This window comes from Caulobacter henricii, from assembly GCF_001414055.1.
In the GTDB taxonomy this organism is placed as follows: Bacteria; Pseudomonadota; Alphaproteobacteria; order Caulobacterales; family Caulobacteraceae; genus Caulobacter; species Caulobacter henricii.
The window spans coordinates 3,389,702-3,415,247 of the sequence record NZ_CP013002.1 but is presented as its reverse complement, the minus strand read 5'-3'; the positions used below and the strand labels follow the sequence as shown (position 1 = coordinate 3,415,247).

The following is a 25,546-nucleotide window of genomic DNA, read 5'->3' as shown; positions in this document are numbered from 1 at the left end:
CGGACGCCGCATAGTCTCAGTCGATACGGGAACGAAAAACGATCAATTGGATTTATGTCAGCGTGTTCCCCACGGTGGGCCCACACAAGCCGGAGGCCCAAATGACCGACAAGTTCCTGACCACCACAGCCGGCGCGCCCATCGCCGACAATCAGAATTCGCTTAGCGCCGGTCCGCGCGGGCCCCTGCTGATGCAGGACTATCAGCTGCTGGAAAAGCTGGCCCACCAGAACCGCGAGCGCGTGCCCGAGCGCGTCGTCCACGCCAAGGGCTCGGGGGCCTATGGCACCCTGACCGTGACCCAGGACGTCACCCGCTGGACCAAGGCCAGGTTCCTGTCGGAGGTCGGCAAGCAGACCGAGATCCTGATGCGCTTCTCGACCGTGGCCGGCGAGCGTGGCGCGGCCGACGCCGAGCGCGACGTGCGCGGCTTCTCGATCAAGGCCTACACCGAGGAGGGCAACTGGGACATGGTGGGTAACAACACCCCCGTGTTCTTTGTCCGCGATCCGATGAAGTTCCCCGACTTCATCCGCACCCAGAAACGCCACCCGGTGACCAATCTGCGCTCGCCGACGGCCATGTGGGACTACTGGTCGCTGAGCCCTGAAAGCCTGCACCAGGTGACCACCCTGTTCAGTGATCGCGGCCTGCCCCAGGGCTTCCGGTTCATGCATGGCTTCGGCAGCCACACCTATTCGTTCTTCAACGAGGCCAATGAGCGGGTGTGGGTGAAATTCCACTTCAAGTCGATGCAGGGCATCCGGACCTGGACCAATGCGGAGGGCAATGCCGTCATCGCCAACGACCGCGAGAGCGCCCAGCGCGACCTGTTCGAGGCCATCGAGGCCGGCGACTTCCCGCGCTGGAGGTTCTGCATCCAGGTGATGACCGAAGCTCAAGCGGAGACCTTCCGCTGGAACCCCTTCGACCTGACCAAGGTCTGGCCGCATGCGGACTATCCGCTGATCGAGGTCGGCATCGTCGAGCTGAACCGCAATGCCGACAACTATTTCGCCGAGATCGAGCAGAGCTCGTTCTCGCCCTCCAACGTCGTGCCGGGCATCGGCTTCTCGCCCGACAAGGTGCTGCAGGCGCGGATCTTCGCCTATGCCGACGCCCACCGTTACCGGATCGGCACCCACTATGAGGCCCTGCCGGTCAACCGTCCGCGCTGCCCGGTCAACCACCAGCACGCCGACGGTGCGATGCGCTTCGATGCGCCCCCGCGCACCAATGCCTGGTACGAGCCCAACTCGTTCGGCGGTCCGGTGCAAGACAGGCGCTTTGCCGAGCCGGCCCTGCCGCTGTCCGGTGACGCCGACCGCTTCGACCATCGCGGGATCAGCGACGACTATACCCAGCCGGGCGACCTGTTCCGGCTGATGAACGCCGACCAGCAGGGCCAGCTGTTCGACAATATCGCCGCGGCCATGCACGGCGTGCCGGTCGAGATCCAGACGCGCCAGCTGGTCCATTTCCACCGCGCCGATCCGGCCTATGCCGCCGGCGTCGCCCAAAGGCTCGGGGTCGCCTTCGACCCCGCCGAGACCGCCGCCGCATAGTCCGCACCGGACTGTTCGACGGCGCGGGGAGGGCGGCTTGTTCCCGCCCGCCGCTCTCCCCGACCCTTTGATCCGGCGTTTGCGCCGTCCGGCCGTGCCGGGCACCGCACAGGGGGCGGACAGAGGGGGCACCACAAGGGCGGGAATGACGGGGCTGAGTTTGAGCGATAGTGTTTTGGCGATGACGGCTCAACTCCCGACCGATCGCAAAGCCCGCCGCCGCCTGACCCGGGCCGAGCGCTGGGCTCTGGACGGTCTGGGCGGGGCCCTGGTCGCCACCGGCGCGGTGGGCATCGTGGTGCCCGGCATGCCGACCACGGTGTTCTGGATCGGGGCGGTGGTCTGTTTCCTCAAGACCCGGCCCCTGGTGGTGCGGCCCCTGCTGCGCACACCGGTGGTGGGACCGGCGATCATCGGCTTCCTGCGCTGGCGGCCGTTTTCGAGAAACCCTCGCCCATAGGGAGATGGAGGGGCCCGTCGCGCAGCGATGGGAGGGTGAGGGGTTTAAGCGCCTGACGCGCTTGCGCCCGCCCACCGCCGTGCTTCAACCGGACAGACCGTAACCCCTCACCCTCCCATCCCGGCACTCGCCGGGACGGGCCCCTCCCTCTCCTTCTAGGAGAGGGATAAAAAACCGCCTATCTAGCGCCGCATCATGAGTGACCTTTTCGACGACGAAGACGAGGCGGGCGGCCGCAAGCGGGTGCTGTCCAACGGCCAGGTGCTGGGTTTCGTCACCCGGTTCTGGACGCGGCGGCCCGTGCTGTTCGGCCTGGGCGTCGGCCTGACCCTGCTGGCCGTGGCCTTCGACCTGGCCCTGCCCTACGCCTCGGGACACCTGATCGACACGGTGGTCGAAAAGCCGCGTGGCGATCCGTCGGCCTGGTCGGCCCTGTGGATGTTCGTCGGCGTCTATTTCGCCTTTGCGGTGGTGCGCAACATCTCGCACCGGTTCTGGATCCCGCTGGCCGCCCGCAACATGGAAGAGATGACCAATGAGGGCTTTGCCAGGGTGCAGGCCTTCTCGTCGGACTGGCATGCCGACAGCTTCGCCGGGGCCACGGTCCGCAAGCTGACCCGGGCCATGTGGGGCTATGACGCCGTCACCGACGCCGTGACCATCTGGCTGGGGCCGGGGATCATCGTGCTGATCGGCCTGTCGACCATGATGCTGTTTCGCCAGCCCCTGGCCGGCGTGGTCTCGCTGGTGGTGGTGGCGGCCTATCTGGGCGCCAACCTGATCATCACCGAGCGCTATGTCCGGCCCAGCAACCTGCGCTCCAATGCCCTGGATTCGAAGATCGGCGGGGCCCTGGCCGATGCCGTGACCTCCAACCCCACCGTCAAGAGCTTCGGGGCCGAGGCGCGCGAGACCGCCCGCATCGCCGCCGTCACCGCCCAGTGGCGCGATGCGGTGATGGTGACCTGGAACCGCTTCACCGATGTCTGGCTGGGCCAGAACCTGCTGCTGGTGGTGCTACAGGCCGGGCTGACCGGCTCGATGGTCTGGGGCTGGAGCCAGGGCACGGCCACGCCCGGCGACGTGGCCTTCGCCATCACCGCCTTCATGCTGATGAGCGGCTACTTGCGCAATCTCGGCGAAAACATCCGTATGCTGCAGAAGGGCCTGGACGATGCCGAGGACGTCGCCGCCTGGGAGCGCCTGCCGCCCCAAATCGCCGACGCTCCGGATGCCCCTGCGTTCAGGATCGGCCCGGGGGCCATTGCCTTCGAGGACGTCACCTTCCGCTACAAGGCGGCCGGTGCGCCGCTTTACGATTCCTTTTCACTGACCATCGCGCCGGGCGAGCGGGTGGCCCTGGTCGGGCCGACGGGCTCGGGCAAGTCGACCTTCGTCAAGCTGATCCAGCGCCTGCACGACCTGCAGGGCGGCCGGGTCGTCATCGATGGTCAGGATGTGGCGGCCGTGACGCAAGGCTCCCTGCGCCGGGCCATCGCCGTGGTGCCCCAGGACCCGGCCCTGTTCCACCGCACGCTGTCGGAGAACATCGCCTATGGCAAACCCGACGCCACGCGCGAGGAGATCGAGGCGGCGGCGGCCAAGGCCCATGCCCACGACTTCATCCTCAAACTGCCCAACGGCTATGACACCCTGGTCGGCGAGCGGGGCGTCAAGCTGTCGGGCGGCGAGCGCCAGCGCGTGGCCATAGCCCGCGCCTTCCTGGCCGACGCCCCGATCCTGGTGCTGGACGAGGCGACCTCGTCGCTGGATGTCGAGACCGAGGCCGACGTCCAACTGGCCGCCGAGGCCCTGATGGCCGGCCGCACCACCATCGTCATCGCCCACCGCCTGTCGACCGTGCGCGGGGCGGACCGCATCCTGGTGTTCCAGAAGGGCCGGGTGGTCGAGGAAGGCCGCCATGCCGAACTGAAGGCCAGGGGCGGGGTCTATGCGCGGCTCAATGCGGTGAGTGAGGGGGTGGGTTAGGCCACTTGCCCCCTACGGATCGCTTCGCGATCGTCTTCCCCCGGAGGGGGAAGATGAAGTGCGCCGACCCCATCTTCCCCCTCCGGGGGAGGAGCGCCGCAGGCGCGGAGGGGGCAAGTTCTGGCCGCCCCTAGAACGCGCAACCCGGCCCGGCCGGTGTGAGGGTCAGGCGCAGGTCGCCCACCAGAAGGTCGCGGCGCTGCACCGACTCCGACATCCGGATCGGGCCCTTCTTGAGCGCGGCATCAAGCGCAGCCGACTGACATCCTGCCTGGGTCTCCGCGACCTTTCGCCAGCGTCCATCCACCGATTTGAAGATGTCGAACGCGTTGCCCGCTGCCAGCAGAACCTCGTCGGTCTGATCGCCATCCGTATCGAGCAGAAGCGCCAGACATTCAGACCCTGAATAAAGGCAGGAAGAGCCCGACTCATCGCCCCAGGCCTGCCCCGCGAACGACGCAGGCAGGTTCGCACCCGTAGGAAAGACCTTGATCTTGGAGAGGTCAGGTTTTTCAGGCTTTGGCGGCGTCTTCTCCGTCTGCGCCGAAGCCTCCCGCGCCAGCCTGGCGATCGCCGCGTCCTGGCTGGTCTTCAGCCGCTCCAGCGCCGCCTTGCCATAGGGCCCGCTGTCAAAGCGCAGGAACTGGAAGTCAAACGCCTCGGCCTTGACCGTGCCCCGTTCCAGCCGCCCCACCTGATCCTGCACCGACAGCCGGGCCGGATCGGCGATCGGCGTGAACAGGGCCAGGATCAGGGCGATGGCCACGAAGGCCTGAGCGATGTTGGTCCGCTCAAGTGCCTTCATCCAGGCACCCGGCCGCACGGCGGCGATCGTATAGCCCAGGGCGTAGCCGGCCGCGATCACCACGAAGGCGGCGGCGAACACCCGCTCGGGCGTCAGGCCGTACTGGCCGATGCGCAGGGCCAGGCCATAGGCGGCCAGCAGGCTGATCGGGACCAGCAGCAGGCCGGCGATCCGCGCGGCCCATTTCAGGACCAGGTGCGGGGCGTCCTCGCCATCCTGATAGGCGGCGTTGATCAGCACGATCAGATGGGCGGCGGCGGTCAGCAGCAGGGCGGTGGCGGCCTTGGTCTTCCACAGGGGCTCCAGGCCCGTGAACGGCAGGCTGGCCAGGAAGCCGGCCGCGATCAGGGTCATCAGGGGCAGCAGCCAGGCCAGCAGGGTCAGGGCCACGGTGCGCACCCCGCGCACCAGGGTCGAGCGCACATCGGTCAGCTGCACGGCGGCGGCAAACATCACCGTGGTGGCCGGATAGGCGAAGGCCTCTTCGCTGATCAGTTTCTGAAAGGCCTCGATGCCGATCAGCTTGAACAGGGACGAACCCAGAAACAGCAGGATCCAGAAGGCCCCGGTGAAGGCGACCGACAGGGCCAGCTGCACCCCGTGCATCCAGGTGATGTCGAAATAGGCCGGATAGGCGGCCACCCAGCGGCGTTCGGCCTGGGCCGGCTGGATCAGGTGATGGGCGATGAACAGGCCGGCGGCAATGGCCAGGAAGACCGGCGCATCGGGCATCCTGTCGCCGTCAACGCCCTGCCAGGCCCCGTGCCAGGCCAGGCCAGCCGTCAGGATCGCCGCCCCCAGGGTCCAGACAATCAGACTCTTGCGCTTCAGGGCCCCGACCCCGGCCAGGACCACGAATGGCGCGAAGGCGGCCACCAGCATGAGGGGCGCGAAGATCAGGGGCTCGGTGGAGGGCCAGAGCTTGGCGGTCTGGACATGGTGCAGCAGGAAGAGGGCGAGACCCTGCAGGAAGCCGACGCCCAGCCGGATGGCGGTGGTTGTCCGGGCTGATGGGGATGCCGTCAGGTCCATGGCCTTGTCCTCGCCGTTTGGGCGACAGGACCACGCCGCGCGGCCGTTGTGAAGCCGGCGCGGATACACTAGCAATTTGCGCTTCAGTCCGGGGGAAGCGATGCGAAACTCATTCAAGGCGGGGCTTGCGGCCCTGGTTCTGGCGGCGGCCGTCAGCGGTTCTGGCGGGGTTTTCGCCCAGGAGGCCAAGCCCTCCGGCGACAAGCCGGCCGCCAGTGAGCTGGCCCCGTTCCCGGCCGACAAGTCGGTCAAGCAGACCACGACCATCGGCGGCAAGGCCATCGCCTATACCGCCACGGTCGGGGCCATGCCGGTGCGCGACGAGAAGGGCAAGAAGATCGCCGAGGTGGTCTTCACCGCCTACACCCTGGACGGCCCGCGCGATCCGAACCGTCCGATCACCTTCGCCTTCAACGGCGGTCCGGGCGCGGCCAGCGTCTATCTGAACTTCGCCCTGGGCCCCAAGCGCGTGCAGTTCGGCGCCGAGGGCGACAGCCCGTCGGCCAATGTGAAGCTGGAGGACAACCCCGCCAGCTGGATGGACTTCACCGACATCGCCTTCATCGACCCGGTCGGCACCGGCTTCTCGCGCAGCCTGACGACGGAGGAGGAGACCAAGAAGCGCTTCTACGGCGTCAAGCAGGACATCGACTATCTGTCGCGCATCGTCTTCGACTATCTGGTCAAGACCGAGCGGCTGGCCTCGCCGAAATACATCGTCGGCGAAAGCTATGGCGGCTTCCGGGGCCCGCGCCTGGCCTACACCCTGCAGACCGATCTGGGCGTGGCGGTGAAGGGCGTGGTGCTGGTCTCGCCGCTGCTGACCAGCGCCGGTCGCCAGGGCCAGGAGATCTCGCCCCTGCCGTCGATGTGGACCCTGCCCTCGATCGCCGCCGCCAAGCTGGAGCGTGACGGCAAGCTGACCCCCGAGAGCATCAAGGCCGTCGAGGACTATACGCGCGGCGAATATATGGTCGACCTGATGAAGGGCACCGACCCCGCCGCCCTGGACCGCCTGACCAGCAAGGTCTCGGCCATGACCGGTCTGGACCCGAACTATGTGCGCCGGGCCGGCGGGCGGCTGGAGACCCAGTCTTTCCTGCGCGAGGTGTTCCGCGACAAGGGTCGTCTGGGCAGCCGTTACGACAGCAATGTCACCGCCCTCGATCCCTTCCCCTTCGCGCCCGAGCAGGAGACCCAGGACCCGATCCTCGACTCGATCATCGCCCCGACCACCAGCGCCATCGTCGACTTCACCACCCGCATCGTCGGCTGGAAGCCGGACGTGCGCTATGACGCCCTCTCCGACGTCGTGAACCGCAACTGGGATCGCGGTCGCGGCCCCGACACCGAGTCGGTCACCGACCTGCGCAAGATCGTCTCGGTCGACCCCAAGCTGAAGGTGCTGATCGTCCACGGCTATAACGACCTGTCGTGCCCGTTCTTCGCCTCGCGCCTGATCGTCGATGCCATGCCCGCCACGGTGGCCGGCCGCGTGACCCTGTCCAACTATCCGGGCGGACACATGTTCTACAGCCGGCCCGACAGCGGGGCGGCGTTCCGCAAGGACGTCATGGCGCTGTATGGGGTGAAATAGGGCCCGCAGGGAGGATCCGCCCTTGAAACCCGCCGCCGTCTCGACCGAGGCCTATCTGGCCGACCTGCCGGACGACCAGCGCGCCGCGCTGGAGGCCCTGCGCCGCCAGATCCGCGCGGTCGTGCCGGAGGCGGAGGAGGCCATCAGCTATGGCCTGCCGACCTTCAGGCTGCACGGCAATCTGGTGCATTTCGGCGCGGCGGCCAGACACTGCTCCCTCTATGCGGGATCGGTGATCAGCCATTTCGCCGAGCAGCTGGCCGATTTCGACACCAGCAAGGGCACGATCCGCTTCCAGCCGGACAAGCCCCTGCCCGAGGCCCTGGTGCGCGAGATCGTCCAGTATCGGGTGGTGCAGAATCTGGAAATCGCCGCCGAGCGGGCCATGCGGAAGCGGCGCTAAAAAATCCCTCTCTCTTTGAGAGGGATTCAAGGGACGGCATCGCGCCATATGTCTGTCGATGAGGACTGAAACCTCGAACGGGAAGATCAGCGCGCGGCGCTAGCCTTGAGGTGCACGAGCAGATCTTGAATCGTACGTTGATGACCTGCCGGGACTACTCGAACATGGGCGGCATCTTGTGGCCGCTTCGGCTTGGCTATATGGTGCGGAAGCCCTCGGGCAGGAGGTTTTTTGTCAGTTTTCAACCGCAACGCCTGATCTAGGCGCGCTCTCGAAGGAGAGCGCCCGAGCAGAGCGCAGACGCTGGAAAACAGCGTGCGCACCCTCATGCCTAATCAAAGCGAGAAAAGCGTTGAACACCATCACTATCCGCCCGCTTTCAGCGGACGACCTGACTTCCGCAAAAGACGTCATCAACACAACCGGACTCTTCCCCGGCGAGATGCTTGACGAAATGGCAGCGCCGTTTCTGACGGGCGTTGCACCGGACGAACTCTGGTTCGTCGCCGTGGACACCCAAGCTGTTATGGGACTCGTCTATTGCGCGCAGGAACGTATGACTGACGGAACCTGGAACCTGCTCCTAGTCGCGGTTCGCGAAAGCGAACAGGGCAAGGGTGTGGGGTCTCGGCTGACACGATACCTCGAGCAAGCGTTGTCCAAACGAAGCGCCCGCGTGCTTATAGTTGAGACGTCAGGCCTGCCGGACTTCGACCGCACGCGCGCTGTCTATAGGACGCTGGACTACGTCGAGGTCGCTCGCATCCCCGAGTTCTATGCATCGGGCGAGGATAAGGTCGTCTTCTGGAAGCTGCTGCCCCAGTAGCGCCTGGGAGGGGCGGGGCTTTGGCTCCGCCCCGACCATTCGGAGCGACAACAGCTTCTAGTCCCCCATCGCCTGCTCACCCCGCACCGAGCTCTCCCGGATAAGGTGAAACCTCTCACCCTCCCGCCGCCTGTGGCGGCGGGCCCCTCCCTCTCTCAAAGAGAGAGGGATTCAAGGACTGCTTACCGCGCCAGCCGTCCGTCGCTCAGGGCCGAGACCTCGAACGGGAAAATCACCTCGGGGTCGGGCTTGGCCACGCCCTTGACCAGCTTCCTGTCATCGGCCGCGTGCAGCAGCCAGCGGATGATGTTCAGGCGCGCGGCCTTCTTGTGGTCGGCGCGGACGCAGATCCAGGGGGCGGCCTCGGTGTGGGTGCGGGTCAGCATCTCGTCGCGGGCGGCGGTATAGTCGTCCCACTTGGCCTGGGCCACGGCATCGAGCGGGCTGATCTTGAAGGCCTTCAGCGGATCCTCGGCCCGGGCCTTCAGCCGCTCGGCCTGGGTGTCGCGGCGGATATCCAGCCAGAACTTCACATAGCGAACGCCGCTGTCGACCAGCAGGGTCTCGAAGGCCGGGACATCCTTGAGGAACTGGGCGTGCTGCTCGGGCGTGCAGAAGCCCATGACCGGCTCGACGCCGGCCCGGTTGTACCAGGAGCGGTTGAACAGCACCGTCTCGCCACTGGCCGGAAGCCATTCGACATAGCGCTTGAAATACCATTCGCTGCGCTCGCGGTCCGAGGGCTTGGGCAGGGCGGCCACGATGGTGTTGCGGCGCGACAGGTGCTCGACAATGCGCGAGATCGCCCCGTCCTTGCCGGCGGCGTCGCGGCCCTCGAACACGGTCAGGATCTTCCAGCCGTCCTTGATGGCCTTCTGCTGCAGCCGGATCAGCGCCAGTTGCAGGGTCGCCAGCTCTTCGTCGTAGTCTGCGGACTTGGTCATGGGGGGAGCCTACCGCCAGATCATCGAGTTGCGCTAGAAGGAGCCCATGATCCGTCTTTTTGTTCCCCAGGACCTGGCCCCCGGCTACGGCGTCATCCTGACCCTCGACCAGTCGCGCTATCTCACCTCGGTGATGCGCCAGGCCATCGGGGCCCAGGTGCTGCTGTTCAACGGCCGCGATGGCGAGTGGACCGCCACCCTGACCGAAACCGGCAAGCGCGGGTCGTTGCTGAAGGTCGACGAACAGGTCCGCCCCATGGCCCTGGGCCCCGACCTCGACCTGGTCATCGCCCTGGTCAAGCGCGGCCGGGTCGAGACCATTGTCGAGAAGGCCGCCGAGCTGGGGGTGCGCCGGGTGCGGCTGACCATCACCCGACGCACCAATGTCGACTTCGTCAAGCTGGGTCGTCTGGACGCCATTGCCATGGAGGCCGCCGAGCAGACCGGGCGGCTGGATGTTCCGGCCGTGGATGATCCGCAGAAACTGGCCGAGATCCTCGACGGCTGGGATCCGGCCCGAAAGCTGGTGTTCTGCGACGAGGCGGGCGATGCCCGGCCGGCCTTCCAGGCCCTGGCCGGCAGCCAGGCTCCCGCCGCCATCCTGATCGGCCCCGAGGGCGGCTTTTCACCCGAGGAGCGCGAGGCCCTGAGGGCTCTGCCCTTCGTCATACCGGTGTCACTGGGGCCCCGCATCCTGCGCGCCGATACCGCCGCGATCTCCGCCCTGACCCTGTGGCAGGCGGCGGTCGGCGACTGGCGGGAAGGCTAAAGCAACGGCGCCCTCTTGAGGTTCTCTAAAAAAACGCCCAATTGCGCTTTACGAACACGCGGCCGGTCGGGGGGAGGGGCCTCTCCCAACTCTATGCGCATGGGACCTTGGGGAGAGACGGCTCATGGCCGACACCGCTAGCCTGCAGGAGCGTCCTCTGACGCTCGACGATCTGACCGCCTATTTCGCTTCGGGATCCAAGCCGAAGGAGGCCTTCCGCGTGGGGGCCGAGCACGAGAAGTTCGGCTACTATCTCGGCAGCCACGCCCCCGTCCCCTACGAGGGCGACAAGGGTATCCACGCCCTGCTGACCGGTCTTCAGCGCTTCGGCTGGACGCCGGTCATGGAAGGCGAGGTCATCATCGGGCTGGAGCGCAACGGGGCCAATGTCAGCCTCGAACCCGGCGGCCAGTTCGAGCTCAGCGGCGCGCCCCTGCTGACCATGCACGATATCTGCCAGGAGACCGGCCAGCACCTCGACGAGGTCAAGACCGTCGCCGACGAACTGGGCCTGGGCTTCATGGGTCTGGGCTTCTCGCCGGTCTGGAAGCGCGAAGACGTGCCGATCATGCCCAAGGGCCGGTACGTCATCATGCGCAACTACATGCCCAAGGTTGGCGGCCTGGGCCTCGACATGATGCTGCGCACCTGCACGGTGCAGGCCAATCTCGACTTCTCCAGCGAAGCCGACATGGTCGCCAAGTTCCGCATGAGCCTGGCCCTGCAGCCGATCGCCACGGCCCTGTTCGCCAATTCTCCGTTCACGGAGGGAAAGCCCAACGGCTTCCTGTCGAGCCGCGCCAATGTCTGGACCGACACCGACGCCGACCGCACCGGCCTGCTGGATTTCGTGTTCGAGGACGGCTTCGATTTCGAGCGCTACGCCCGCTATGCGCTGGACGTGCCGATGTATTTCGCCAAGCGCGGTCACCGCTATATCGACCTCGCCGGGCGCAGCTTCCGCGACTTCATCGATGGCAAGATCGAGGAACTGCCGGGCGAGCGCGCCTCGATCAAGGACTGGGCCGATCACACCACGACCCTGTTCCCGGAAGTCCGCCTGAAGACCTATCTGGAAATGCGCGGTGCCGATGCCGGCCCGTGGAGCAGCCTCTGCGCCCTTCCGGCCCTGTGGACCGGCGTCTTCTACGACGACGCTGCCCTCGCCGCCGCCTGGGACCTCTGCAAGGACTGGACGCCGGAAGACCGCGCCCAACTGCGCCGCGACGTGCCGGTTCTGGGTCTCAAGGCCCCGATCGCCGGGCGCACCGCCCAGGACGTGGCGAAGGATTTCGTCGCCATCGCCAAGTCGGGCCTGAAGGGCCGGGCCCACATGAACGGCGGGTTCCTCGACGAGACCATCTATATGGGCGAACTCGAAGAGATCGCCGACAGCGGCCTGACCCGCGCCGACCGCCTGCTGGCGCTCTATCACGGCGAGTGGCAGGGCGACATCAGCCGGGTCTTCACCGACTGCGCTTACTGACCCAACTCCGTTCTCCCCGGCGAAAGCCGGGGCCCAGATCGAACCCGGACAGACGGGCGCGCTTGGTCAAGGCCCAAGACGCATCATCCCCAAATACTCAGGCTGAATCTGGGCCCCGGCTTTCGCCGGGGAGAGCGGGTTTTACTGTTGGGCGCAAAGGCTGCGCCTTCCCCGCGCCCCCGACTCCGGCTAGGAACGGAGCATGAACTTTTCCGATCCGTTCCTGATCCTCGCCATTGTTTTCGCCCTGATCGCCGTCGCGGCCGCGCTCTGGGCCCTGTCCGCCACGCGGCGGGCAAGCGCGGCGGATGCCCGGGCCTGGGACCTCAATGCCCGACTGGTCCAGGCCGACGAGCGCGCCCGGCTGCTGGAAGACCAGTCGGCCACCCAGGCCGAGCTGATCCGCGCCCAGGCCGCCCAGCAGGCGACCATGACCGCCAATACCGTGGCCGAGGCCCTGATCAAGCGGGCCGACGAGAACTTCAAGAGCCGCGAGGCCCTGGCCACGGCCCGGCTGGAAGCCCAGCTCAAGCCGGTGGCCGAGACGCTTGCCAAGTTCGAGGCCCAGGTCACCGCCGTTGAAAAATCCCGCGCCGAGGAGACCGGCGGGCTCAAGGCCCAGATCGCCGCCCTTATGGAGGCCTCGACCGCCACCCAGTTCGAAGCCCGCAAGCTGTCGGCCGCCCTGCGGCGCGGGGCCGGCGTTCAGGGCCGCTGGGGCGAACAGACCCTGCGCAATGTTCTGGAGGCCGCCGGCCTCAACAAGCGCTTCGACTTCGAGGAGCAGTTCAGCGTCGAGACCGAGGAGGGCCGCCGGCGGCCTGACGTCAAGGTCCGCATGCCCGGCGGGGCGGTGTTCGTCATCGACGCCAAGTGCTCGCTCAATGCCTTCCTCGAAGCCCAGGAGCTGACCGAGGAGCTGCCGCGCGAGGCCGCCCTGCTGCGTCACGCCCAGAGCGTTCGGGCCCACATGACCAGCCTGTCGGCCAAGTCCTACTGGGACCAGTTCGCCTCCGAAGGCTCGCCCGACTTCGTGGCCATGTTCGTGCCCGGCGACAGCTTTCTGGCCGCTGCTCTGGAGCGCCTGCCCGACCTGATGACCGAGGCCATGGACAAGCGGGTGCTGCTGGTGACGCCCACAACCCTGTTCGCCCTGTGCAAGGCCGTGGCCTATGGCTGGCGGGTCGAGGACCAGGCCAAGAACGCCGCCAATATCGTCGCCGTTGGCCGTGAGCTCTACAAGCGGGTGGCGGTCATGGGGGCCCATGCCGGGGCGGTCGGCAAGGCGCTGGAAAGCGCCGTCGGCAAATACAACCAGTTCGTCGGCTCGCTGGAGAGCCAGGTCCTGACCCAGGCCCGCCGGTTCGAGGACCTGTCGGTCGACCATGAAGGCAAGGAAATCGCCGAGCTGACCCCGGTCGAGGGCGGGGTTCGGGCGCTCAACAAGCTGGCGGTGGGGCAATCCCCCACCTTGACGCTCGGGAATGAGCCCCTTACCTGACACCTATTATGGCTATCCGTCGCATCCTTACCGTCGATAACGCCGCCGATATGGCCGTGTTGAAGAAGATCTCCACCCCCGTCGAGGCGGTGACGGACGATCTGCGTCATCTGATGGATGACATGCTGGAGACCATGTACGACGCCCCGGGCATCGGCCTGGCCGCCGTGCAGATCGGCGAGCCCATCCGCGTCATCGTCATGGACCTGGCCCGCGACGGCGAAGAGCCGGCCCCGCGCTATTTCGTCAATCCCGAGATCCTGTCGGCCTCAGAAGAGACGCAGGGCTATGAAGAGGGCTGCCTGTCGGTCCCCGACTACTATGACGATGTCGAGCGCCCCTCGAAGGTTACCCTGCGCTATCAGGACTATAAGGGCGAGACCGTCGTCGAGGAGGCTGAGGGCATGTTCGCCGTCTGCATCCAGCACGAGATGGACCACCTGGAAGGCGTGCTGTTCATCGACCACCTGTCGCGCCTGCGCCGCGACCGGGCCATCACCAAGGTCAAGAAGGCCCGCCGCGCGGCCTGATCTGATCGGACGCTAGCGCCCCCGGAAAACTGTCATCCCGGACAAGCCTGGCGAAGCCGGGCGCTGATCCGGGACCGACCTGGAACGCTGCGCTCAGGCGTCGATCCCGGATCTTCGCGCTACGCGCTCGTCCGGGATGACAGCGGTTTCAACTACCGCGTCGCCTTGTGGACTTCTTCCTTGGTCTCCTGACCCGCCTTCTTGGCGCTGGCCTTGATGTCCGAGCCGGCTTCCTTGGCCGCGTCGCCCGCTTTTTCGCCCGCTTCCTGCGCCGCGTCCGTCGCCTTGCCGGCGGCTTCCTTCAGGTCGGTGCCGGCTTCCTTGGTGCTTTCCTTGATCGCCGTGCCCGCTTCCTTGACGTCGGGGTCGTTGGCGATGTCGTGAGCGGCGGTTTTGACCTCGGAGCCGACCGCCTTGGCGCCCTCCTTGATCTCAGTGGCGTGCTGGTCCGAGCAGGCGGCCAGCGACAGGACTGCGGCGCAGACGGCGAAGATCAGGGGGGAACGCATGGTGGTGCTCCTGGAAAAGTGTCGGCAGGATAACGGTCCCCTACGGCCAAGGTTCCGCCTGCCGCTTTCCTCGACACTTTTCCCAACGGCTTTCAATGCGGGGCGCGGACCGCTAAACCGCGCCCATGCGCATCGCTTTCCTCGGCACCCCTGATTTCGCTGTGGCCTGTCTGGCCGAACTGGTCGCCTCGGGCCACGAGATCGTGGCCGTCTATTCCCAGCCGCCCGCCCCGCGCGGTCGCGGCCAGGACCTGAAGCCCTCGCCGGTCCACGCCTTCGCTGAAGGCCTGGGTCTGCCGGTGCGCACGCCGGTCTCGATGAAGACGCCCGAGGAGATCGAGGCCTTCCAGGCCCTGGATCTCGACGCCGCCGTCGTGGTCGCCTTCGGCCAGATCCTGGTCAAGGCCGTGCTCGATGCCCCCCGCGAGGGCTGTTTCAACCTGCACGCCTCGCTGCTGCCCCGCTGGCGCGGCGCGGCCCCGATCCAACGGGCGATCATGGCCGGGGACGCTGTCACCGGTGTCCAGGTGATGCGGATGAGCGAGGGCCTCGACGAAGGGCCGATCCTGATGTCCGAACAGGTGCGGATCGATGCGCTCGACACCGCCGGCTCTCTGCACGACAAGCTCGCCGCCGTGGGTTCGCGCATCCTGCCGGTGGCCCTGGGGGCCATTGAGCGCGGCGGGGCCCGCGAGACGCCGCAGAGCGAAGAGGGCGTGACCTACGCCAAGAAGATCAAGTCGGCCGAGGCCCGCATCGACTGGACCCGGCCCGCCGCCGAAATCGACTGCCACATCCGCGGCCTGTCGCCCTTCCCGGGCGCATGGTTCGAGGCGCCGTCCGAGAAGGGCCCGGTTCGCGTGAAGGCCCTGCTGTCGCGCGTCGAGGACGCAGCCGGAGAGCCCGGCACCGTGCTGGACGACAGCCTGCTGATCGCCTGCGGAGACGGCGCGGTGCGTCTGCTGAAGGCCCAGCGCGAAGGCAAGGGCGCCCAGGACGCCGGCGACTTCATCCGGGGCTTCCCGCTGAAGGCCGGGACCGTTCTGGCCTGATGCCCCGCTACCGCCTCCTCGTCGAGTATGACGGCCGGCCCTATTGCGGCTTCCAGGCCCAGGCGACCCTGCCTTCGGTGCAGGGGGCCATCGAGGCGGCGGTGAAGGCTTTCAGCGGCCAGGCGCTCCGCATCGCGGCGGCCGGCCGCACCGACACCGGCGTCCATGCGACGGGACAGGTCGTGCATGTGGATCTCGAGCGCGACTGGCCCGCCCAGACGGTGATGAACGCCCTCAATGCCCACCTCACCCAGGAGGCGGTCAGCATCCTGGCCTGCGAGATCGCCGAGGGGGACTGGCATGCCCGGTTCTCGGCCAATGAGCGGCGCTATCTCTATCGCATCCTCAACCGGCCTGCCCCCCCCGCCCTCGACAAGGGCCGGGTCTGGCACATCAAGAAGCCGCTGGACGCAGAGGCCATGCATGAGGCCGCGCAGGCCCTGGTAGGTCTGCATGACTTCACCACCTTCCGCGACATGCACTGCCAGGCCAAGTCGCCGCTCAAGACCCTCGATGTCGCGCGGGTCTGGCGTGAGGGTGAGGTGGTCTGCCTGGCCTTTGAGGCGCGGAGTTTCCTGCATCGTCAGGTGCGGTCGATGACCGGCACCCTGGCCGAGGTCGGGATCGGGCGGTGGAGTGCGCAGGATGTGAAGGATGCCCTGGAGGCGAAGGACCGCACGGCCTGCGGGCCTGTGGCTCCGGCGGATGGGCTCTATCTGGTGGGCGTGGGGTACGGGGACTGACACTCGCCCCCTCCTGGCTGCTTCGCAGCCGTCCTCCCCCGGAGGGGGAGGATGACTTCATCTTCCCCCTCCGGGGGAGGAGGGCCAAGGGCCCGGAGGGGGCAAGTGCCCGCCTTAAAGCACCGAGCAATTCGTCAACTGGCTGAATGCCTCGAGCGCTGCTGTTCCGACCACGGAGGTTCCGAAGCGGTCCAGTTCCGGCGACCAGACGCAGATCACCGCCTTGCCGGGCACCACGGCCACGATGCCGCCGCCGACGCCGCTCTTGGCCGGCAGGCCGACGCGATAGGCGAAGCTGCCGACGCTGTCATAGATGCCGCAGGTCAGGAGCAGGGCATTGAGCCGGCGGGTCAGGCGCTCGGGGAAGATGGTCTCCTGGATCACCGGCGAGAAGCCGCCGGCCGCCAGGGGCAGCAGGGCTCGCGCCAACTGGCGGCAGCTCATCGTCAGGGCGCACTGGCGGCAATAGGCGGCGACCACGGCCTCGGGATCATGGCTGATCGTGCCCCGGCCGCGCATCAGGTGGGCGATGGCGCGGTTCTGGTGGGCATGGGCCAGTTCAGAGGCCGCCACCGCCTCGTCGATCTGCACCGGCGCGTCGGCCAGGAAGCCGGCAAAGCCGCGCACCAGGGCGGCGGGATCGCGCACGGTCTCCAGCAGGTGGTCGGTGATCGCCAGGGCCCCGGCATTGATGAACGGGTTGCGCGGCACCCCGCCCTCGGCCTCCAACTGCGAGAGATGGTTGAACGGCGTGCCCGACGGCTCCTTGCCGACCCGGGTCCAGACCTCGTCGCCGAACCGGTTCAGAGCCAGGCCCAGGGCGAAGACCTTGGTGATGCTCTGGACCGAGAAGGGCTCATCGGCATCGCCGATCACATGCTCGCCGCCGTCGAGCGTGCAGACGGCCATGCCGAATTTCGAGCCCGGCACGGTCGCCAGCTGGGGGATATAGTCCGCCGGCCGGCCCTTGCCGAAGTGCGGCTTCACCAGCACGGCCACCTCGGCCAGGACCTGATCGATCGAAAACTCGTCCATGGTCTAGACCCGCACCGCCACCAGCACTGCCCCCGCCGCGATCAGGGCTACGCCCAGCCAGTTCAGGCTCGAGGGCCGCTCGCCCAGGAAGGCGGCGGCGAAGACGGCCACCAGCACCACGCTGAGCTTGTCGATCGGGGCCACCCGGCTGGCGTCGCCCAGTTTCAGGGCCCGGAAGTAGCACAGCCATGAGGCACCGGTGGCCAGGCCCGACAGGATCAGGAAGATCCACGAGCGGCGCGAGATCTCGCCCGGGGCCCGCCACTCGCCAAACAGGGTCAGGATCAGACCGGCAAAGGCCAGGATCACCACGGTGCGGATGAAGGTGGCGAGGTTGGAGCCCACGCCCTCGATCCCGACCTTGGCAAGGATCGCCGTCATCGCCGCAAACACCGCCGAGGCCAGGGCCCAGAAAGGCCAGCTTGCCAGGGCGGCGCGGGCCATCAGGCGAAGGCCACGAAATAGCGGCGGATCAGGGCCTCATAGGCCTTGGTCAGATCACGGATCTCCTGGACCGGCACCCGCTCGTCGACCTGGTGCATGGTCGAGCCGACCAGGCCGAACTCGACGACGGGGCAGAGGCTGCGGATGAACCGGGCATCGCTGGTGCCGCCGGTGGTCGAGAGCTCCGGGCTGCGGCCGGTGGCCTCCTCGACGGCCGCCACGATCACCTCGGTGAAGGGGCCGGGCTTCGTCAGGAAGGCCTCGCCGCTGATCTTGCACATGACCTCGGCGCGGGCCTTGAAGCCCTCGCCCGCCGCGGCGCATTCGCCCTCGATCCAGGCCTGCAGGTCCCTGCCCCTGTGGGCCGGGTTGAAGCGGATATTGACCCGCGCCCGGGCCGTGGCCGGGATCACATTGGTCGCGGTGTTGCCGACATCGACGGTGGTGACTTCCAGGTTCGAGGGCTGGAAGCCCTCATAGCCCTCGTCCAGCACCCGGCTCTGCAGGCGCGACAGGATCGAGACCAGCACCGGGATCGGATTGGCGGCGCGATGCGGATAGGCCACGTGGCCCTGCTGGCCCTCGACCGTGATCCAGGCATTGATGCTGCCGCGCCGGCCGATCTTGACCATGTCGCCCAGCAGGGCGGCGCTGGTCGGCTCGCCAACGATGCAGTGGTCGATGATCTCGCCCTCGGCCGCCAGGGCCTCGACGACCTTGACGGTGCCGTCCTCGGCCACGCCCTCTTCGTCGCCGGTGATCAGGAAGCTGATCGAGCCGGGGTGCTCCGGGCTGTTGCCGACGGCCGAGACAAAGGCGGCGATGGCGCTCTTCATGTCGACCGCGCCGCGGCCATAGAGCACGCCGTCCCGGATCTGGGCCTCAAACGGGCCGGCGGTCCAGGCGGCGTCGTCGCCGACGGGCACCACATCGGTATGGCCGGCGAAGCAGAGGTTTGGCCGGGCGGTCCCGCGCCGGGCATAGAGGTTCTCGATCTCGCCGAACTTCATGCGCCGGCAGCCAAAGCCGAGGGCCTCCAGCTGGCGCTGCAGGATGTCCATCGCGCCCTCGTCGGCCGGGGTCACCGACGGGCGGCGGATCAGGGCCTGGGCGAGGTCGACGGGGTCGATGATGACAGGTTCGGGCGCGGGACTGGTCATGATGCTGGCTTTAAGCTTCCCTTCTGCCCGACGCAAACCACGCAAGCCTGTTGCCGGATCTCTCATGCCCAAGATCGACATCGACGCCGCGCCGACCCGTTTCGGCACGGCCTATCCGCCGCCCTATGACACGCCGTGCCAGGGGCGGCAGCGCTGGAAGCTGGGCGATGCGGCGGGTCTGACCCAGTTCGGGGTCAATCTGATGCGCCTGCCGCCGGGTTCCTGGACCAGCCAGCGTCACTGGCACACCGCCGAGGACGAGTTCACCTGGGTGGTCGAGGGCGAGGTGGTGCTGGTCGAGGACGAGGGCGAGACCGTGTTGCGGGCCGGCGACTGCGCCGGCTTCAAGGCCGGGGTCGCCAATGGCCACCATATCCAGAACCGCTCGGGCAGGATGGCGGTGCTGCTGGAAATCGGCACCCGCGCGCCCGAAACCGATGGCTGCGACTATCCGGATATCGACCTGATCCTGCGCGAGGGTGAGGAAGCCTACCGCCACCGGGACGGGACGCCCTATGAACTCGACGGTGGGCGCAAGCGTTAGCCGATCGGGCTTGATGCGGGTCAAGGCGCGGCGCGCCGGATGGGCCATCGCTAGGGTCCCTGAGGAGATGCCCCATGAGCCTTCATCGCGAACGCCATCTGATCGAACGGGTCGGCTGGCTGCGCGCCGCCGTGCTGGGGGCCAATGACGGGATCGTCTCGACCGCCAGCCTCATCGTCGGCGTCGCTGCCGCGTCCCAGGGGCGGGGCGAGATTCTCGTCGTCGGGGTGGCGGGTCTGGTGGCCGGGGCCATGTCGATGGCCGCCGGGGAATATGTTTCGGTCAGTTCCCAGTCCGACACCGAACGGGCGGATCTGGCGCGGGAAAGGGCCGAGCTGGACACCCAGCCGGCCTTCGAACTCGACGAACTGGCCGGCCTCTATGTGGCGCGCGGGGTCGAACCTGACGTCGCCCGCCTGGTCGCCGGCCAGCTGATGGCCAAGGACGCCCTGGGGGCCCATGCCCGCGAGGAGCTGGGCATTTCCGAGATCACCACGGCCCGGCCGATCCAGGCGGCCCTGACCTCGGCGGCGACCTTCGCCACGGGGGCGGCCCTGCCCCTGGTCACGGCGATCATTGTGCCGGCCAGCGCCATCGTCGTGGCGGTGTCTGTGGCCTCGCTGCTGTTCCTGGCCCTGCTGGGCGGTATCGGCGCGCGGGCGGGCGGTGCCCCCATCGTCAAGGCCGTGGTCCGGGTGACCTTCTGGGGCGCGATCGCCATGGCCCTGACCGCTGGGGTCGGGGCGGTGTTCGGGGTCTCGGCCTGACGGGGTCAGGCCGAGCGTCAGGTCGATTGCGAACTCAGCCTAGCCTGGAGGGCTCGGGTCCAAAGTGCGTGGCGCCCTTTGCGCCGCGTAGGAAGCCCATCTCGACCCAGCCCCAGATCGCAAGGCCCATCCCGGCCAGGCTCACCAGTAACGCGATGAGAAATGTCTCTTCGGACGCGGCCAGGGTTCCCCCTAATCCCGCAAGGGCAAAGGGGCCAAACAGGAAGAGCAGCAGCCACCACGCTCGACGGTTACGATCGTGCAGACGACGGATCGCAACACAGACACAAGCGACGATGAGCGGTAGCAGCAACAGGAAGGGAATGGCACCGAGCCACCCTCCGATCACCGTCGCGGGCACCGTCAGGCAGAGTATCAGTCCACCACCCAGCGCCTGGAGCAGCTGGTAGCGCCAGAACTCAAGCCGGGAGGCCCGCCCCCGGAAATCAAATGCGGCCTTCAGTTTGTCCATGACGCCTCACCCCAGGTCGCAACTATAGGGTGAGGCGCGTATTCGTGACTAGTCCCGCAGCAGCTCGTTGATGGAGGTCTTCGACCGCGTCTGGGCGTCCACCGTCTTGACGATGACGGCGCAGTAGAGGCCCGGGCCGCCATGGGGGTCGGGCAGGTTGCCGGGGACCACGACGCTGTAGGGCGGCACCTTGCCGATGTGGACCTGGCCGGTCTTGCGGTCGACGATCTTGGTCGAGGCGCTGATGAACACGCCCATCGACAGGACCGAGCCCTCGCCGACGATCACGCCCTCGACGACTTCGGAGCGGGCGCCGATGAAGCAGTTGTCCTCGATGATGGTCGGGTTGGCCTGCAGGGGCTCCAGCACGCCGCCGATGCCGACGCCGCCCGACAGGTGGACGTTCTTGCCGATCTGGGCGCAGGAGCCGACCGTGACCCAGGTGTCGACCATGGTGCCGTCATCTACATAGCCGCCGATATTGACGAACGAGGGCATCAGGATGACGTTCCGGCCGATGAAGGCCCCGCGGCGGACAATGGCCCCGGGCACGGCCCGGAAGCCGGCGGCCTCGAAATTGGGGGCGTTCCAGCCGTCAAACTTGTTGGGCACCTTGTCCCACCACGGACCGACCCCGTCGCCCAGGGTACCGGCCCGCATCACGCTGTTGGGGTTGAGGCGGAAGGACAGCAGCACGGCCTTCTTCAGCCACTGGTGGGTGGTCCATTCGCCGTCGATCTTCTCCGAGACCCGGGCCTTGCCGCTGTCGAGCAGCAGCAGGGATTCCTCGACCGCCGTCCGGACCGGGCCGGTCGTGGCGGTGGAGATGCCGTCGCGGGCCTCCCAGGCGGCTTCGATCTCGGTCTGCAGATCAGCCAAAGAAATGGCGGGGGGGCTGACGGTGGTCATGGCATGAGATCCTTCAGGCGCGCCGAGGTCAGGAACCCGGCGAGGTCGTGCGTGCGGTGGTGGACGAAATCGGCGGTCGAGGCGGCCGCATGGGCCCCGACCAGGACGGTGGTCATGCCCAGCACCGCGGCGGGGGCCAGGTTCTTCTCGCTGTCCTCGAAAAAGGCGGTGGCCGGGGCGGACAGGTCATGGCGCGAGACGATCTTCTCGAAGGTGGCCATGGCCGGCTTGGGCAGGTAGTCGGCCGTTTCGATGGCGAAAACGTCTTCGAACAGATGGTCCAGGCCCAGATGGCCCAGGACCCGCTCGGCATGGCCCAGAGAGCCGTTGGTGAAGATCAGTCGCCGGCCGGGCAGGGTGTCGATCGCCGAGCGCAGGACGGGGTCTGGGACCAGCCGGTCCATCGAGACGTCATGCACTTCGTCGAGGAAGGCCTTGGGCGCGATGCCGTGATGGGCCATCAGCCCGGCCAGGGTGGTGCCGTGCTCGTGATAGTACTTCTTCTGGATCGCCCGGGCCTCGTCGCGGGGCAGGCCGGTGGCCCGCTCCATGAAGTCGGTCATCTTGCCCTCGATCAGCGCCATGTACTCGCACTCGGCGGGATACAGGGTGTTGTCGAGGTCGAAGAGCCAGGTCTCGACGTGGGTCAGGTCCGCAGGCGGGGCGTCGCTCATCGCGAGATCAGCGTACCGGCGCCGTGCTCGCTGAACAGCTCGACCAGCATGGCGTGGGGGCGACGGCCGTCGAGAATGACCACGGCCTCGACGCCCGATTCCACGGCGTGGATGGCGTTTTCCAGCTTGGGGATCATGCCGCCGCTGGCGACGCCCGTGGCGATCAGCTCCCGGGCCTCGGCCACGGTCATCTGACGGATCAGCTGGCCCTCGCCGTCCAGGACGCCGGCAATGTCGGTCAGCATCAGCATCCGCTTGGCCTTCAGGGCCCCGGCCAGGGCCCCGGCCACGGTGTCGGCATTGATGTTGAAGGTCTGGCCGGCCTCGGACACGCCGATCGGGGCGATCACCGGGATGTAGTCGGTCTCCGACGACAGCAGGGCCTGGATGATGTGGGGATCGACCTTGGTCGGCTCGCCGACAAAGCCCAGATCGACGACCTGTTCGATATTGCTGTCAGGGTCGCGCTTGGTGCGGGTCACCTTCTCGGCGGTGATCATCCGGGCGTCCTTGCCCGACAGGCCCACGCCCCGGACATCGGCTTCGGCACCGGCCAGGGTGATCCAGTTGGCGATTTCCTTGTTGATGGCCCCCGACAGCACCATCTCGGCCACTTCCATGGTGGCTTCGTCGGTGACCCGCAGGCCGTCAACGAAGGTCGACTTGACGCCGGCCCGCTCCAGCATGCGGCTGATCTGCGGACCGCCGCCGTGCACGACCACCGGATGGACACCCAGCAGCTTGAGCAGCACGGCGTCGGCGGCGAACACCTTGGCCACCTCTTCCTGACCCATGGCGTGGCCGCCGTATTTGATCACCACCGTCTCGCGGTCATAGATCTGGATATAGGGCAGGGCCTCGGCCAGGGTCTTGGCTGTGGCCCAGCCCGCTTCCTCGGCGGCGTCGGTCAAGGGGCGGATCCTGTACGCAAATGGGCGGGTCTCGATAGCGGACCCTGTCCCCCCTGTCATCCAAAAGCGCGTCCGAAAAGGCCCGGCCTGCCCTAGTGTGGCGCGCCGTTCACCGGCAGGGTGATGACCACCCGCGTTCCCGGCGAGGCGTCGGTGGTTTCGGCCTTGGCCTTCAGCTGCTGGCACAGCAGTTGAACAATGGTCAGCCCAAAGCCCGAGGACTGCGTCGCGGCCCCGGAACCCACACCATCATCGGCGATTTCGATCCGCAGGGTGTCGTCCATCCGCCGGATTCCAATCAAGATACGACCGGCCTGGCCCACGGGAAAGGCGTGCCTCAGGGCATTGGACAGCAGTTCGTTGGCCACCAGGGCCAGGGGGGCGGCCTTGGCGGCGGGGACCTCCACCCGTTCCAGATCCAGTTCGAAGGCGATGTCGTTGCGGCCCGCAGTGCCCATCAGGTCGGCCACCAGGTCGCGGATAAAGGCGGAAACATCGAAGCGTTCGATATCGTCACTCTGGAACAGGCGGCGATGGACTGTGGCGATCGCGCCGACCCGCTCGAGCATCCCGCGCAGGGCATGCTTGACGGCCGGGTCGGTCACCCGGCGGTTTTGCAGCAGCAGCAGGGAGGAGATGAGCTGCAGGTTGTTCTTGACCCTATGGTCCACCTCATGGAGCAGGGCCGTCTTCTGTTCCAGGGCCTGGGTCAGCTCGCGCGTGCGTTCAGCGACCACCCTTTCCAGGTCATTGCGGCCATCGGCGACCGGCGGCTCGTCGCGGTGCGTGTCGCTGACGTCCACCTGTGAGGCGATGAAGCAGGTGATGACACCCTTGTCGTTGCGGACCGGATTGATCTGGAGGGCGTTCCAGAAGGATGAGCCATCCTTGCGATAGTTGAGGATCTCGGCGGTGACGTCCTCCCCTGTCTGGAGGGCGTGACTGATCTTGGCCACTTCGGCGCGATCGGAGTCGGAGCCCTGCAGGAATCGGCAGTTGCGACCGATCACCTCCTCACGGGCATAGCCGGTGAGCTTAAGGAAGGCGTCATTGGCGTAGATGATCGGATTGTCGGGCTGGTCAGCGTCAGTGACGATCATGGCCACGCGCGCCGACTTGCTGGCGGCAGAGGCGCGCCACGGTTCTGATTCGTCCGTCATCAGGTCGTTCGGTCCGGCATGTTTTCCCCAATGCGGCACAAACGCACGCGACGTTTGTCGGTCCCCGCCCTGACGGGTTCCCGATCTTGCGGGGAGCATGGACCAAAAAAGAAGCGGCGTGAATCCCATCGGGATCCACGCCACTGACTTGGTGTACCAGGAACCGCGGGATCCCCTGTGGTCGAGGCGAGCCGCCTATTTCGGCTGGTAGATCTTGTCGAAGACACCGCCGTCGGCGAAGTGCGTGGCCTGGGCCTTTTTCCAGCCGCCGAAGGTGTCGTCGATTGTGACCAGCGGGATGGCCTTGAACTTGCCGGCATATTTGGCTGCCGCGGCGGCATTGCGCGGCCGGTAGTGGTTCTTGCCGATCAGGTCCTGGGCCAGGGGGCTGTAGAGGAAGTTCAGATAGCCCTCGGCGGCCAGGCGGGACTTGCGGCGGTCAACATTCTTGTCGACGATCGCCACGGGAGGCTCGGCCAGGATCGACAGCGACGGATAGACGATGTCGAACTTCCCCGGCAGTTCTTCCTGGGCGAGATAGGCCTCGTTTTCCCAGGACAGCAGGACGTCACCGATGCCGCGCTGGGTGAAGGTGGTGGTCGCGCCGCGCGCCCCGGTGTCGAGGATCGGCACGTGCTTGAACAGCTCCGTGACAAAGGCCTGGGCCCTGGCCGGATTGCCGCCGGGCTGCTTCAGGGCCCAGGCCCAGGCCGCCAGATAGTTCCAGCGCGCTCCGCCCGAGGTCTTGGGGTTGGGCGTGATGACGTCGATGCCCGGCTTGATCAGGTCGCCCCAGTCCCTGATCTTCCAGGGGTTGCCCTTGCGGACCAGGAACACGATGGTCGAGGTATAGGGCGTCGAGTTGTTGGGCAGGCGCGACTGCCAGTTGGCCGGCAGCAACTTGGCCTTGGCGGCGATTTCGTCGATGTCATAGGCCAGGGCCAGGGTGACGACGTCGGCCTGCAGACCGTCGATCACCGAGCGGGCCTGTTTGCCCGACCCCCCATGGCTCTGGTTGATGGTCAGGGTCTGGCCGACCTTGTCCTTCCAGTACTTGATGTAGGCCGCGTTGAGGTCCTTGTAGAGCTCGCGGGTCGGGTCATAGCTGACATTCAGCAGGGTCAGACCCTTGACGCCTTGCGCCTGGGCCTGGCCCGACATCAGGGCCGGAGCAGCGACAGCCGCTGCCCCGGCCGAAGCGGCGCCGAGGAGGCCCCGACGCGTGGGTTTGTTGAAACTACGGGTCATTCGGGACGTCC

General features: G+C 67.2%; 26 protein-coding genes. 14 read left to right on the top strand and 12 right to left on the bottom strand.

Translation table 11 applies throughout. The features are described 5' to 3' along the window. Positions 1-101 precede the first annotated feature (101 nt). The 3 genes from AQ619_RS16015 to AQ619_RS16005 all read left to right on the top strand — a co-directional run bounded on the left by AQ619_RS16015 (position 102) and on the right by AQ619_RS16005 (position 4,014). The gene (locus AQ619_RS16015; protein WP_062149950.1) at positions 102-1,565 is read left to right on the top strand and encodes a catalase; all 1,464 of its coding nucleotides are present in this window, start codon (positions 102-104) and stop codon (positions 1,563-1,565) included. A 181-nt stretch (positions 1,566-1,746) separates the two neighbouring features. Beyond that, complete coding sequence (locus AQ619_RS16010) at positions 1,747-2,025, top strand: DUF454 family protein (RefSeq protein ID WP_062149948.1); 279 nt, start codon at positions 1,747-1,749, stop codon at positions 2,023-2,025. A 195-nt stretch (positions 2,026-2,220) separates the two neighbouring features. Next, positions 2,221-4,014 carry an ABC transporter ATP-binding protein gene (locus tag AQ619_RS16005; RefSeq protein ID WP_062149945.1) on the top strand — a complete coding sequence of 598 codons (1,794 nt, stop codon included), beginning with the start codon at positions 2,221-2,223 and terminating at the stop codon, positions 4,012-4,014. A gap of 130 nt (positions 4,015-4,144) precedes the next feature. Here AQ619_RS16005 and AQ619_RS16000 read toward each other — a convergent pair whose 3' ends face one another. Beyond that, positions 4,145-5,851 (bottom strand): DUF4153 domain-containing protein, encoded by a 1,707-nt coding sequence (locus AQ619_RS16000; protein WP_062149942.1) that lies wholly within the window; start codon positions 5,849-5,851, stop codon positions 4,145-4,147. A 100-nt stretch (positions 5,852-5,951) separates the two neighbouring features. Here AQ619_RS16000 and AQ619_RS15995 point away from each other — a divergent pair, with 100 nt between their 5' ends. From AQ619_RS15995 to AQ619_RS15985, 3 genes are all read left to right on the top strand, one after another. Then, a complete protein-coding gene (locus tag AQ619_RS15995; RefSeq protein ID WP_062149939.1) occupies positions 5,952-7,448 on the top strand; it encodes a S10 family peptidase in 1,497 nt (498 codons plus the stop codon). Between the two features lie 22 nt (positions 7,449-7,470). Further along, positions 7,471-7,851 (top strand): iron chaperone, encoded by a 381-nt coding sequence (locus AQ619_RS15990; protein ID WP_062149936.1) that lies wholly within the window; start codon positions 7,471-7,473, stop codon positions 7,849-7,851. Between the two features lie 352 nt (positions 7,852-8,203). After that, positions 8,204-8,677, top strand: a complete 474-nt coding sequence (locus AQ619_RS15985; protein WP_062149932.1) for a GNAT family N-acetyltransferase — start codon at positions 8,204-8,206, stop codon at positions 8,675-8,677. A gap of 182 nt (positions 8,678-8,859) precedes the next feature. Here AQ619_RS15985 and ppk2 read toward each other — a convergent pair whose 3' ends face one another. Beyond that, positions 8,860-9,621: a polyphosphate kinase 2 gene (ppk2, locus tag AQ619_RS15980; protein ID WP_062149929.1), complete on the bottom strand. Its 762-nt coding sequence runs from the start codon at positions 9,619-9,621 to the stop codon at positions 8,860-8,862. Positions 9,622-9,667: 46 nt separating this feature from the next. Between ppk2 and AQ619_RS15975 the strand changes: the two genes are divergently transcribed. The 4 genes from AQ619_RS15975 to def all read left to right on the top strand — a co-directional run bounded on the left by AQ619_RS15975 (position 9,668) and on the right by def (position 13,907). Beyond that, on the top strand, positions 9,668-10,390 hold the full coding sequence (locus AQ619_RS15975; protein ID WP_062149926.1) for a 16S rRNA (uracil(1498)-N(3))-methyltransferase: 723 nt from the start codon (positions 9,668-9,670) through the stop codon (positions 10,388-10,390). A gap of 124 nt (positions 10,391-10,514) precedes the next feature. Beyond that, positions 10,515-11,876, top strand: a complete 1,362-nt coding sequence (locus AQ619_RS15970) for a glutamate--cysteine ligase (RefSeq protein ID WP_062149923.1) — start codon at positions 10,515-10,517, stop codon at positions 11,874-11,876. A 202-nt stretch (positions 11,877-12,078) separates the two neighbouring features. Then, a complete protein-coding gene (locus tag AQ619_RS15965) occupies positions 12,079-13,377 on the top strand; it encodes a DNA recombination protein RmuC (RefSeq protein ID WP_062149920.1) in 1,299 nt (432 codons plus the stop codon). Between the two features lie 8 nt (positions 13,378-13,385). Further along, the gene (gene def, locus AQ619_RS15960; RefSeq protein ID WP_062149917.1) at positions 13,386-13,907 is read left to right on the top strand and encodes a peptide deformylase; all 522 of its coding nucleotides are present in this window, start codon (positions 13,386-13,388) and stop codon (positions 13,905-13,907) included. A gap of 152 nt (positions 13,908-14,059) precedes the next feature. Here def and AQ619_RS15955 read toward each other — a convergent pair whose 3' ends face one another. Then, the gene (locus AQ619_RS15955; RefSeq protein ID WP_062149913.1) at positions 14,060-14,416 is read right to left on the bottom strand and encodes a hypothetical protein; all 357 of its coding nucleotides are present in this window, start codon (positions 14,414-14,416) and stop codon (positions 14,060-14,062) included. A gap of 125 nt (positions 14,417-14,541) precedes the next feature. Between AQ619_RS15955 and fmt the strand changes: the two genes are divergently transcribed. Both fmt and truA read left to right on the top strand, forming a co-directional pair. Next, the gene (gene fmt / locus AQ619_RS15950) at positions 14,542-15,468 is read left to right on the top strand and encodes a methionyl-tRNA formyltransferase (RefSeq protein ID WP_062149910.1); all 927 of its coding nucleotides are present in this window, start codon (positions 14,542-14,544) and stop codon (positions 15,466-15,468) included. Continuing rightward, complete coding sequence (gene truA / locus AQ619_RS15945; protein WP_062149907.1) at positions 15,468-16,211, top strand: tRNA pseudouridine(38-40) synthase TruA; 744 nt, start codon at positions 15,468-15,470, stop codon at positions 16,209-16,211. The genes fmt and truA overlap by 1 nt, the downstream gene beginning before the upstream one ends. A gap of 114 nt (positions 16,212-16,325) precedes the next feature. Here truA and AQ619_RS15940 read toward each other — a convergent pair whose 3' ends face one another. Genes AQ619_RS15940 through dapE form a run of 3 tightly spaced genes read right to left on the bottom strand, consistent with a single transcriptional unit; the run spans position 16,326 to position 18,850 of the window. Then, entirely contained in the window at positions 16,326-17,246 is a 921-nt protein-coding gene (locus AQ619_RS15940; RefSeq protein ID WP_062149904.1) for a glutaminase, read from the bottom strand. Between the two features lie 3 nt (positions 17,247-17,249). Then, positions 17,250-17,690, bottom strand: a complete 441-nt coding sequence (locus AQ619_RS15935; protein WP_062149901.1) for an EamA family transporter — start codon at positions 17,688-17,690, stop codon at positions 17,250-17,252. After that, on the bottom strand, positions 17,690-18,850 hold the full coding sequence (gene dapE / locus AQ619_RS15930; protein WP_062149898.1) for a succinyl-diaminopimelate desuccinylase: 1,161 nt from the start codon (positions 18,848-18,850) through the stop codon (positions 17,690-17,692). Before dapE ends, AQ619_RS15935 begins: the two co-directional genes overlap by 1 nt. 64 nt (positions 18,851-18,914) lie before the next feature. Between dapE and AQ619_RS15925 the strand changes: the two genes are divergently transcribed. Together AQ619_RS15925 and AQ619_RS15920 are read left to right on the top strand one after the other, a co-directional pair. Then, positions 18,915-19,394, top strand: coding sequence for a cupin domain-containing protein (locus AQ619_RS15925; protein ID WP_062149895.1), 480 nt, complete (start codon positions 18,915-18,917; stop codon positions 19,392-19,394). A gap of 74 nt (positions 19,395-19,468) precedes the next feature. After that, positions 19,469-20,161: a VIT1/CCC1 transporter family protein gene (locus AQ619_RS15920; RefSeq protein ID WP_062149892.1), complete on the top strand. Its 693-nt coding sequence runs from the start codon at positions 19,469-19,471 to the stop codon at positions 20,159-20,161. 34 nt (positions 20,162-20,195) lie between these two features. Here AQ619_RS15920 and AQ619_RS15915 read toward each other — a convergent pair whose 3' ends face one another. The 6 genes from AQ619_RS15915 to AQ619_RS15890 form a co-directional block, all read right to left on the bottom strand. After that, positions 20,196-20,633 carry a DUF805 domain-containing protein gene (locus AQ619_RS15915; protein WP_062149889.1) on the bottom strand — a complete coding sequence of 146 codons (438 nt, stop codon included), beginning with the start codon at positions 20,631-20,633 and terminating at the stop codon, positions 20,196-20,198. Between the two features lie 48 nt (positions 20,634-20,681). Continuing rightward, positions 20,682-21,542: a 2,3,4,5-tetrahydropyridine-2,6-dicarboxylate N-succinyltransferase gene (dapD, locus tag AQ619_RS15910; RefSeq protein WP_062149886.1), complete on the bottom strand. Its 861-nt coding sequence runs from the start codon at positions 21,540-21,542 to the stop codon at positions 20,682-20,684. Next, positions 21,539-22,216 carry a pyrimidine 5'-nucleotidase gene (locus AQ619_RS15905; protein WP_062149881.1) on the bottom strand — a complete coding sequence of 226 codons (678 nt, stop codon included), beginning with the start codon at positions 22,214-22,216 and terminating at the stop codon, positions 21,539-21,541. Before AQ619_RS15905 ends, dapD begins: the two co-directional genes overlap by 4 nt. After that, on the bottom strand, positions 22,213-23,127 hold the full coding sequence (argB, locus tag AQ619_RS15900; protein WP_062149879.1) for an acetylglutamate kinase: 915 nt from the start codon (positions 23,125-23,127) through the stop codon (positions 22,213-22,215). Before argB ends, AQ619_RS15905 begins: the two co-directional genes overlap by 4 nt. Before the next feature lie 92 nt (positions 23,128-23,219). Continuing rightward, complete coding sequence (gene lovK / locus AQ619_RS15895) at positions 23,220-24,287, bottom strand: photosensory histidine protein kinase LovK (RefSeq protein WP_062149878.1); 1,068 nt, start codon at positions 24,285-24,287, stop codon at positions 23,220-23,222. 195 nt (positions 24,288-24,482) lie between these two features. Next, positions 24,483-25,535 (bottom strand): sulfate ABC transporter substrate-binding protein, encoded by a 1,053-nt coding sequence (locus tag AQ619_RS15890; RefSeq protein ID WP_062149875.1) that lies wholly within the window; start codon positions 25,533-25,535, stop codon positions 24,483-24,485. Positions 25,536-25,546 lie beyond the last annotated feature (11 nt).

Excerpts from the sequence above, each read along its gene's own strand:
- AQ619_RS16015 (WP_062149950.1), top strand. The coding sequence starts at position 102 with ATGACCGACAAGTTCCTGACCACCACAGCCGGCGCGCCCATCGCCGAC.
- AQ619_RS16005 (WP_062149945.1), top strand. The coding sequence starts at position 2,221 with ATGAGTGACCTTTTCGACGACGAAGACGAGGCGGGCGGCCGCAAGCGG.
- fmt (WP_062149910.1), top strand. The coding sequence starts at position 14,542 with ATGCGCATCGCTTTCCTCGGCACCCCTGATTTCGCTGTGGCCTGTCTG.
- AQ619_RS15965 (WP_062149920.1), top strand. The coding sequence starts at position 12,079 with ATGAACTTTTCCGATCCGTTCCTGATCCTCGCCATTGTTTTCGCCCTG.
- AQ619_RS15915 (WP_062149889.1), bottom strand. The coding sequence starts at position 20,633 with ATGGACAAACTGAAGGCCGCATTTGATTTCCGGGGGCGGGCCTCCCGG.
- AQ619_RS15920 (WP_062149892.1), top strand. The coding sequence starts at position 19,469 with ATGAGCCTTCATCGCGAACGCCATCTGATCGAACGGGTCGGCTGGCTG.
- AQ619_RS15935 (WP_062149901.1), bottom strand. The coding sequence starts at position 17,690 with ATGGCCCGCGCCGCCCTGGCAAGCTGGCCTTTCTGGGCCCTGGCCTCG.
- AQ619_RS15970 (WP_062149923.1), top strand. The coding sequence starts at position 10,515 with ATGGCCGACACCGCTAGCCTGCAGGAGCGTCCTCTGACGCTCGACGAT.
- truA (WP_062149907.1), top strand. The coding sequence starts at position 15,468 with ATGCCCCGCTACCGCCTCCTCGTCGAGTATGACGGCCGGCCCTATTGC.
- AQ619_RS15890 (WP_062149875.1), bottom strand. The coding sequence starts at position 25,535 with ATGACCCGTAGTTTCAACAAACCCACGCGTCGGGGCCTCCTCGGCGCC.
- def (WP_062149917.1), top strand. The coding sequence starts at position 13,386 with ATGGCTATCCGTCGCATCCTTACCGTCGATAACGCCGCCGATATGGCC.
- dapD (WP_062149886.1), bottom strand. The coding sequence starts at position 21,542 with ATGACCACCGTCAGCCCCCCCGCCATTTCTTTGGCTGATCTGCAGACC.
- AQ619_RS15975 (WP_062149926.1), top strand. The coding sequence starts at position 9,668 with ATGATCCGTCTTTTTGTTCCCCAGGACCTGGCCCCCGGCTACGGCGTC.
- AQ619_RS15955 (WP_062149913.1), bottom strand. The coding sequence starts at position 14,416 with ATGCGTTCCCCCCTGATCTTCGCCGTCTGCGCCGCAGTCCTGTCGCTG.
- AQ619_RS15995 (WP_062149939.1), top strand. The coding sequence starts at position 5,952 with ATGCGAAACTCATTCAAGGCGGGGCTTGCGGCCCTGGTTCTGGCGGCG.
- AQ619_RS15925 (WP_062149895.1), top strand. The coding sequence starts at position 18,915 with ATGCCCAAGATCGACATCGACGCCGCGCCGACCCGTTTCGGCACGGCC.
- AQ619_RS15905 (WP_062149881.1), bottom strand. The coding sequence starts at position 22,216 with ATGAGCGACGCCCCGCCTGCGGACCTGACCCACGTCGAGACCTGGCTC.
- AQ619_RS16010 (WP_062149948.1), top strand. The coding sequence starts at position 1,747 with ATGACGGCTCAACTCCCGACCGATCGCAAAGCCCGCCGCCGCCTGACC.
- ppk2 (WP_062149929.1), bottom strand. The coding sequence starts at position 9,621 with ATGACCAAGTCCGCAGACTACGACGAAGAGCTGGCGACCCTGCAACTG.
- AQ619_RS16000 (WP_062149942.1), bottom strand. The coding sequence starts at position 5,851 with ATGGACCTGACGGCATCCCCATCAGCCCGGACAACCACCGCCATCCGG.
- dapE (WP_062149898.1), bottom strand. The coding sequence starts at position 18,850 with ATGACCAGTCCCGCGCCCGAACCTGTCATCATCGACCCCGTCGACCTC.
- lovK (WP_062149878.1), bottom strand. The coding sequence starts at position 24,287 with ATGACGGACGAATCAGAACCGTGGCGCGCCTCTGCCGCCAGCAAGTCG.
- AQ619_RS15940 (WP_062149904.1), bottom strand. The coding sequence starts at position 17,246 with ATGGACGAGTTTTCGATCGATCAGGTCCTGGCCGAGGTGGCCGTGCTG.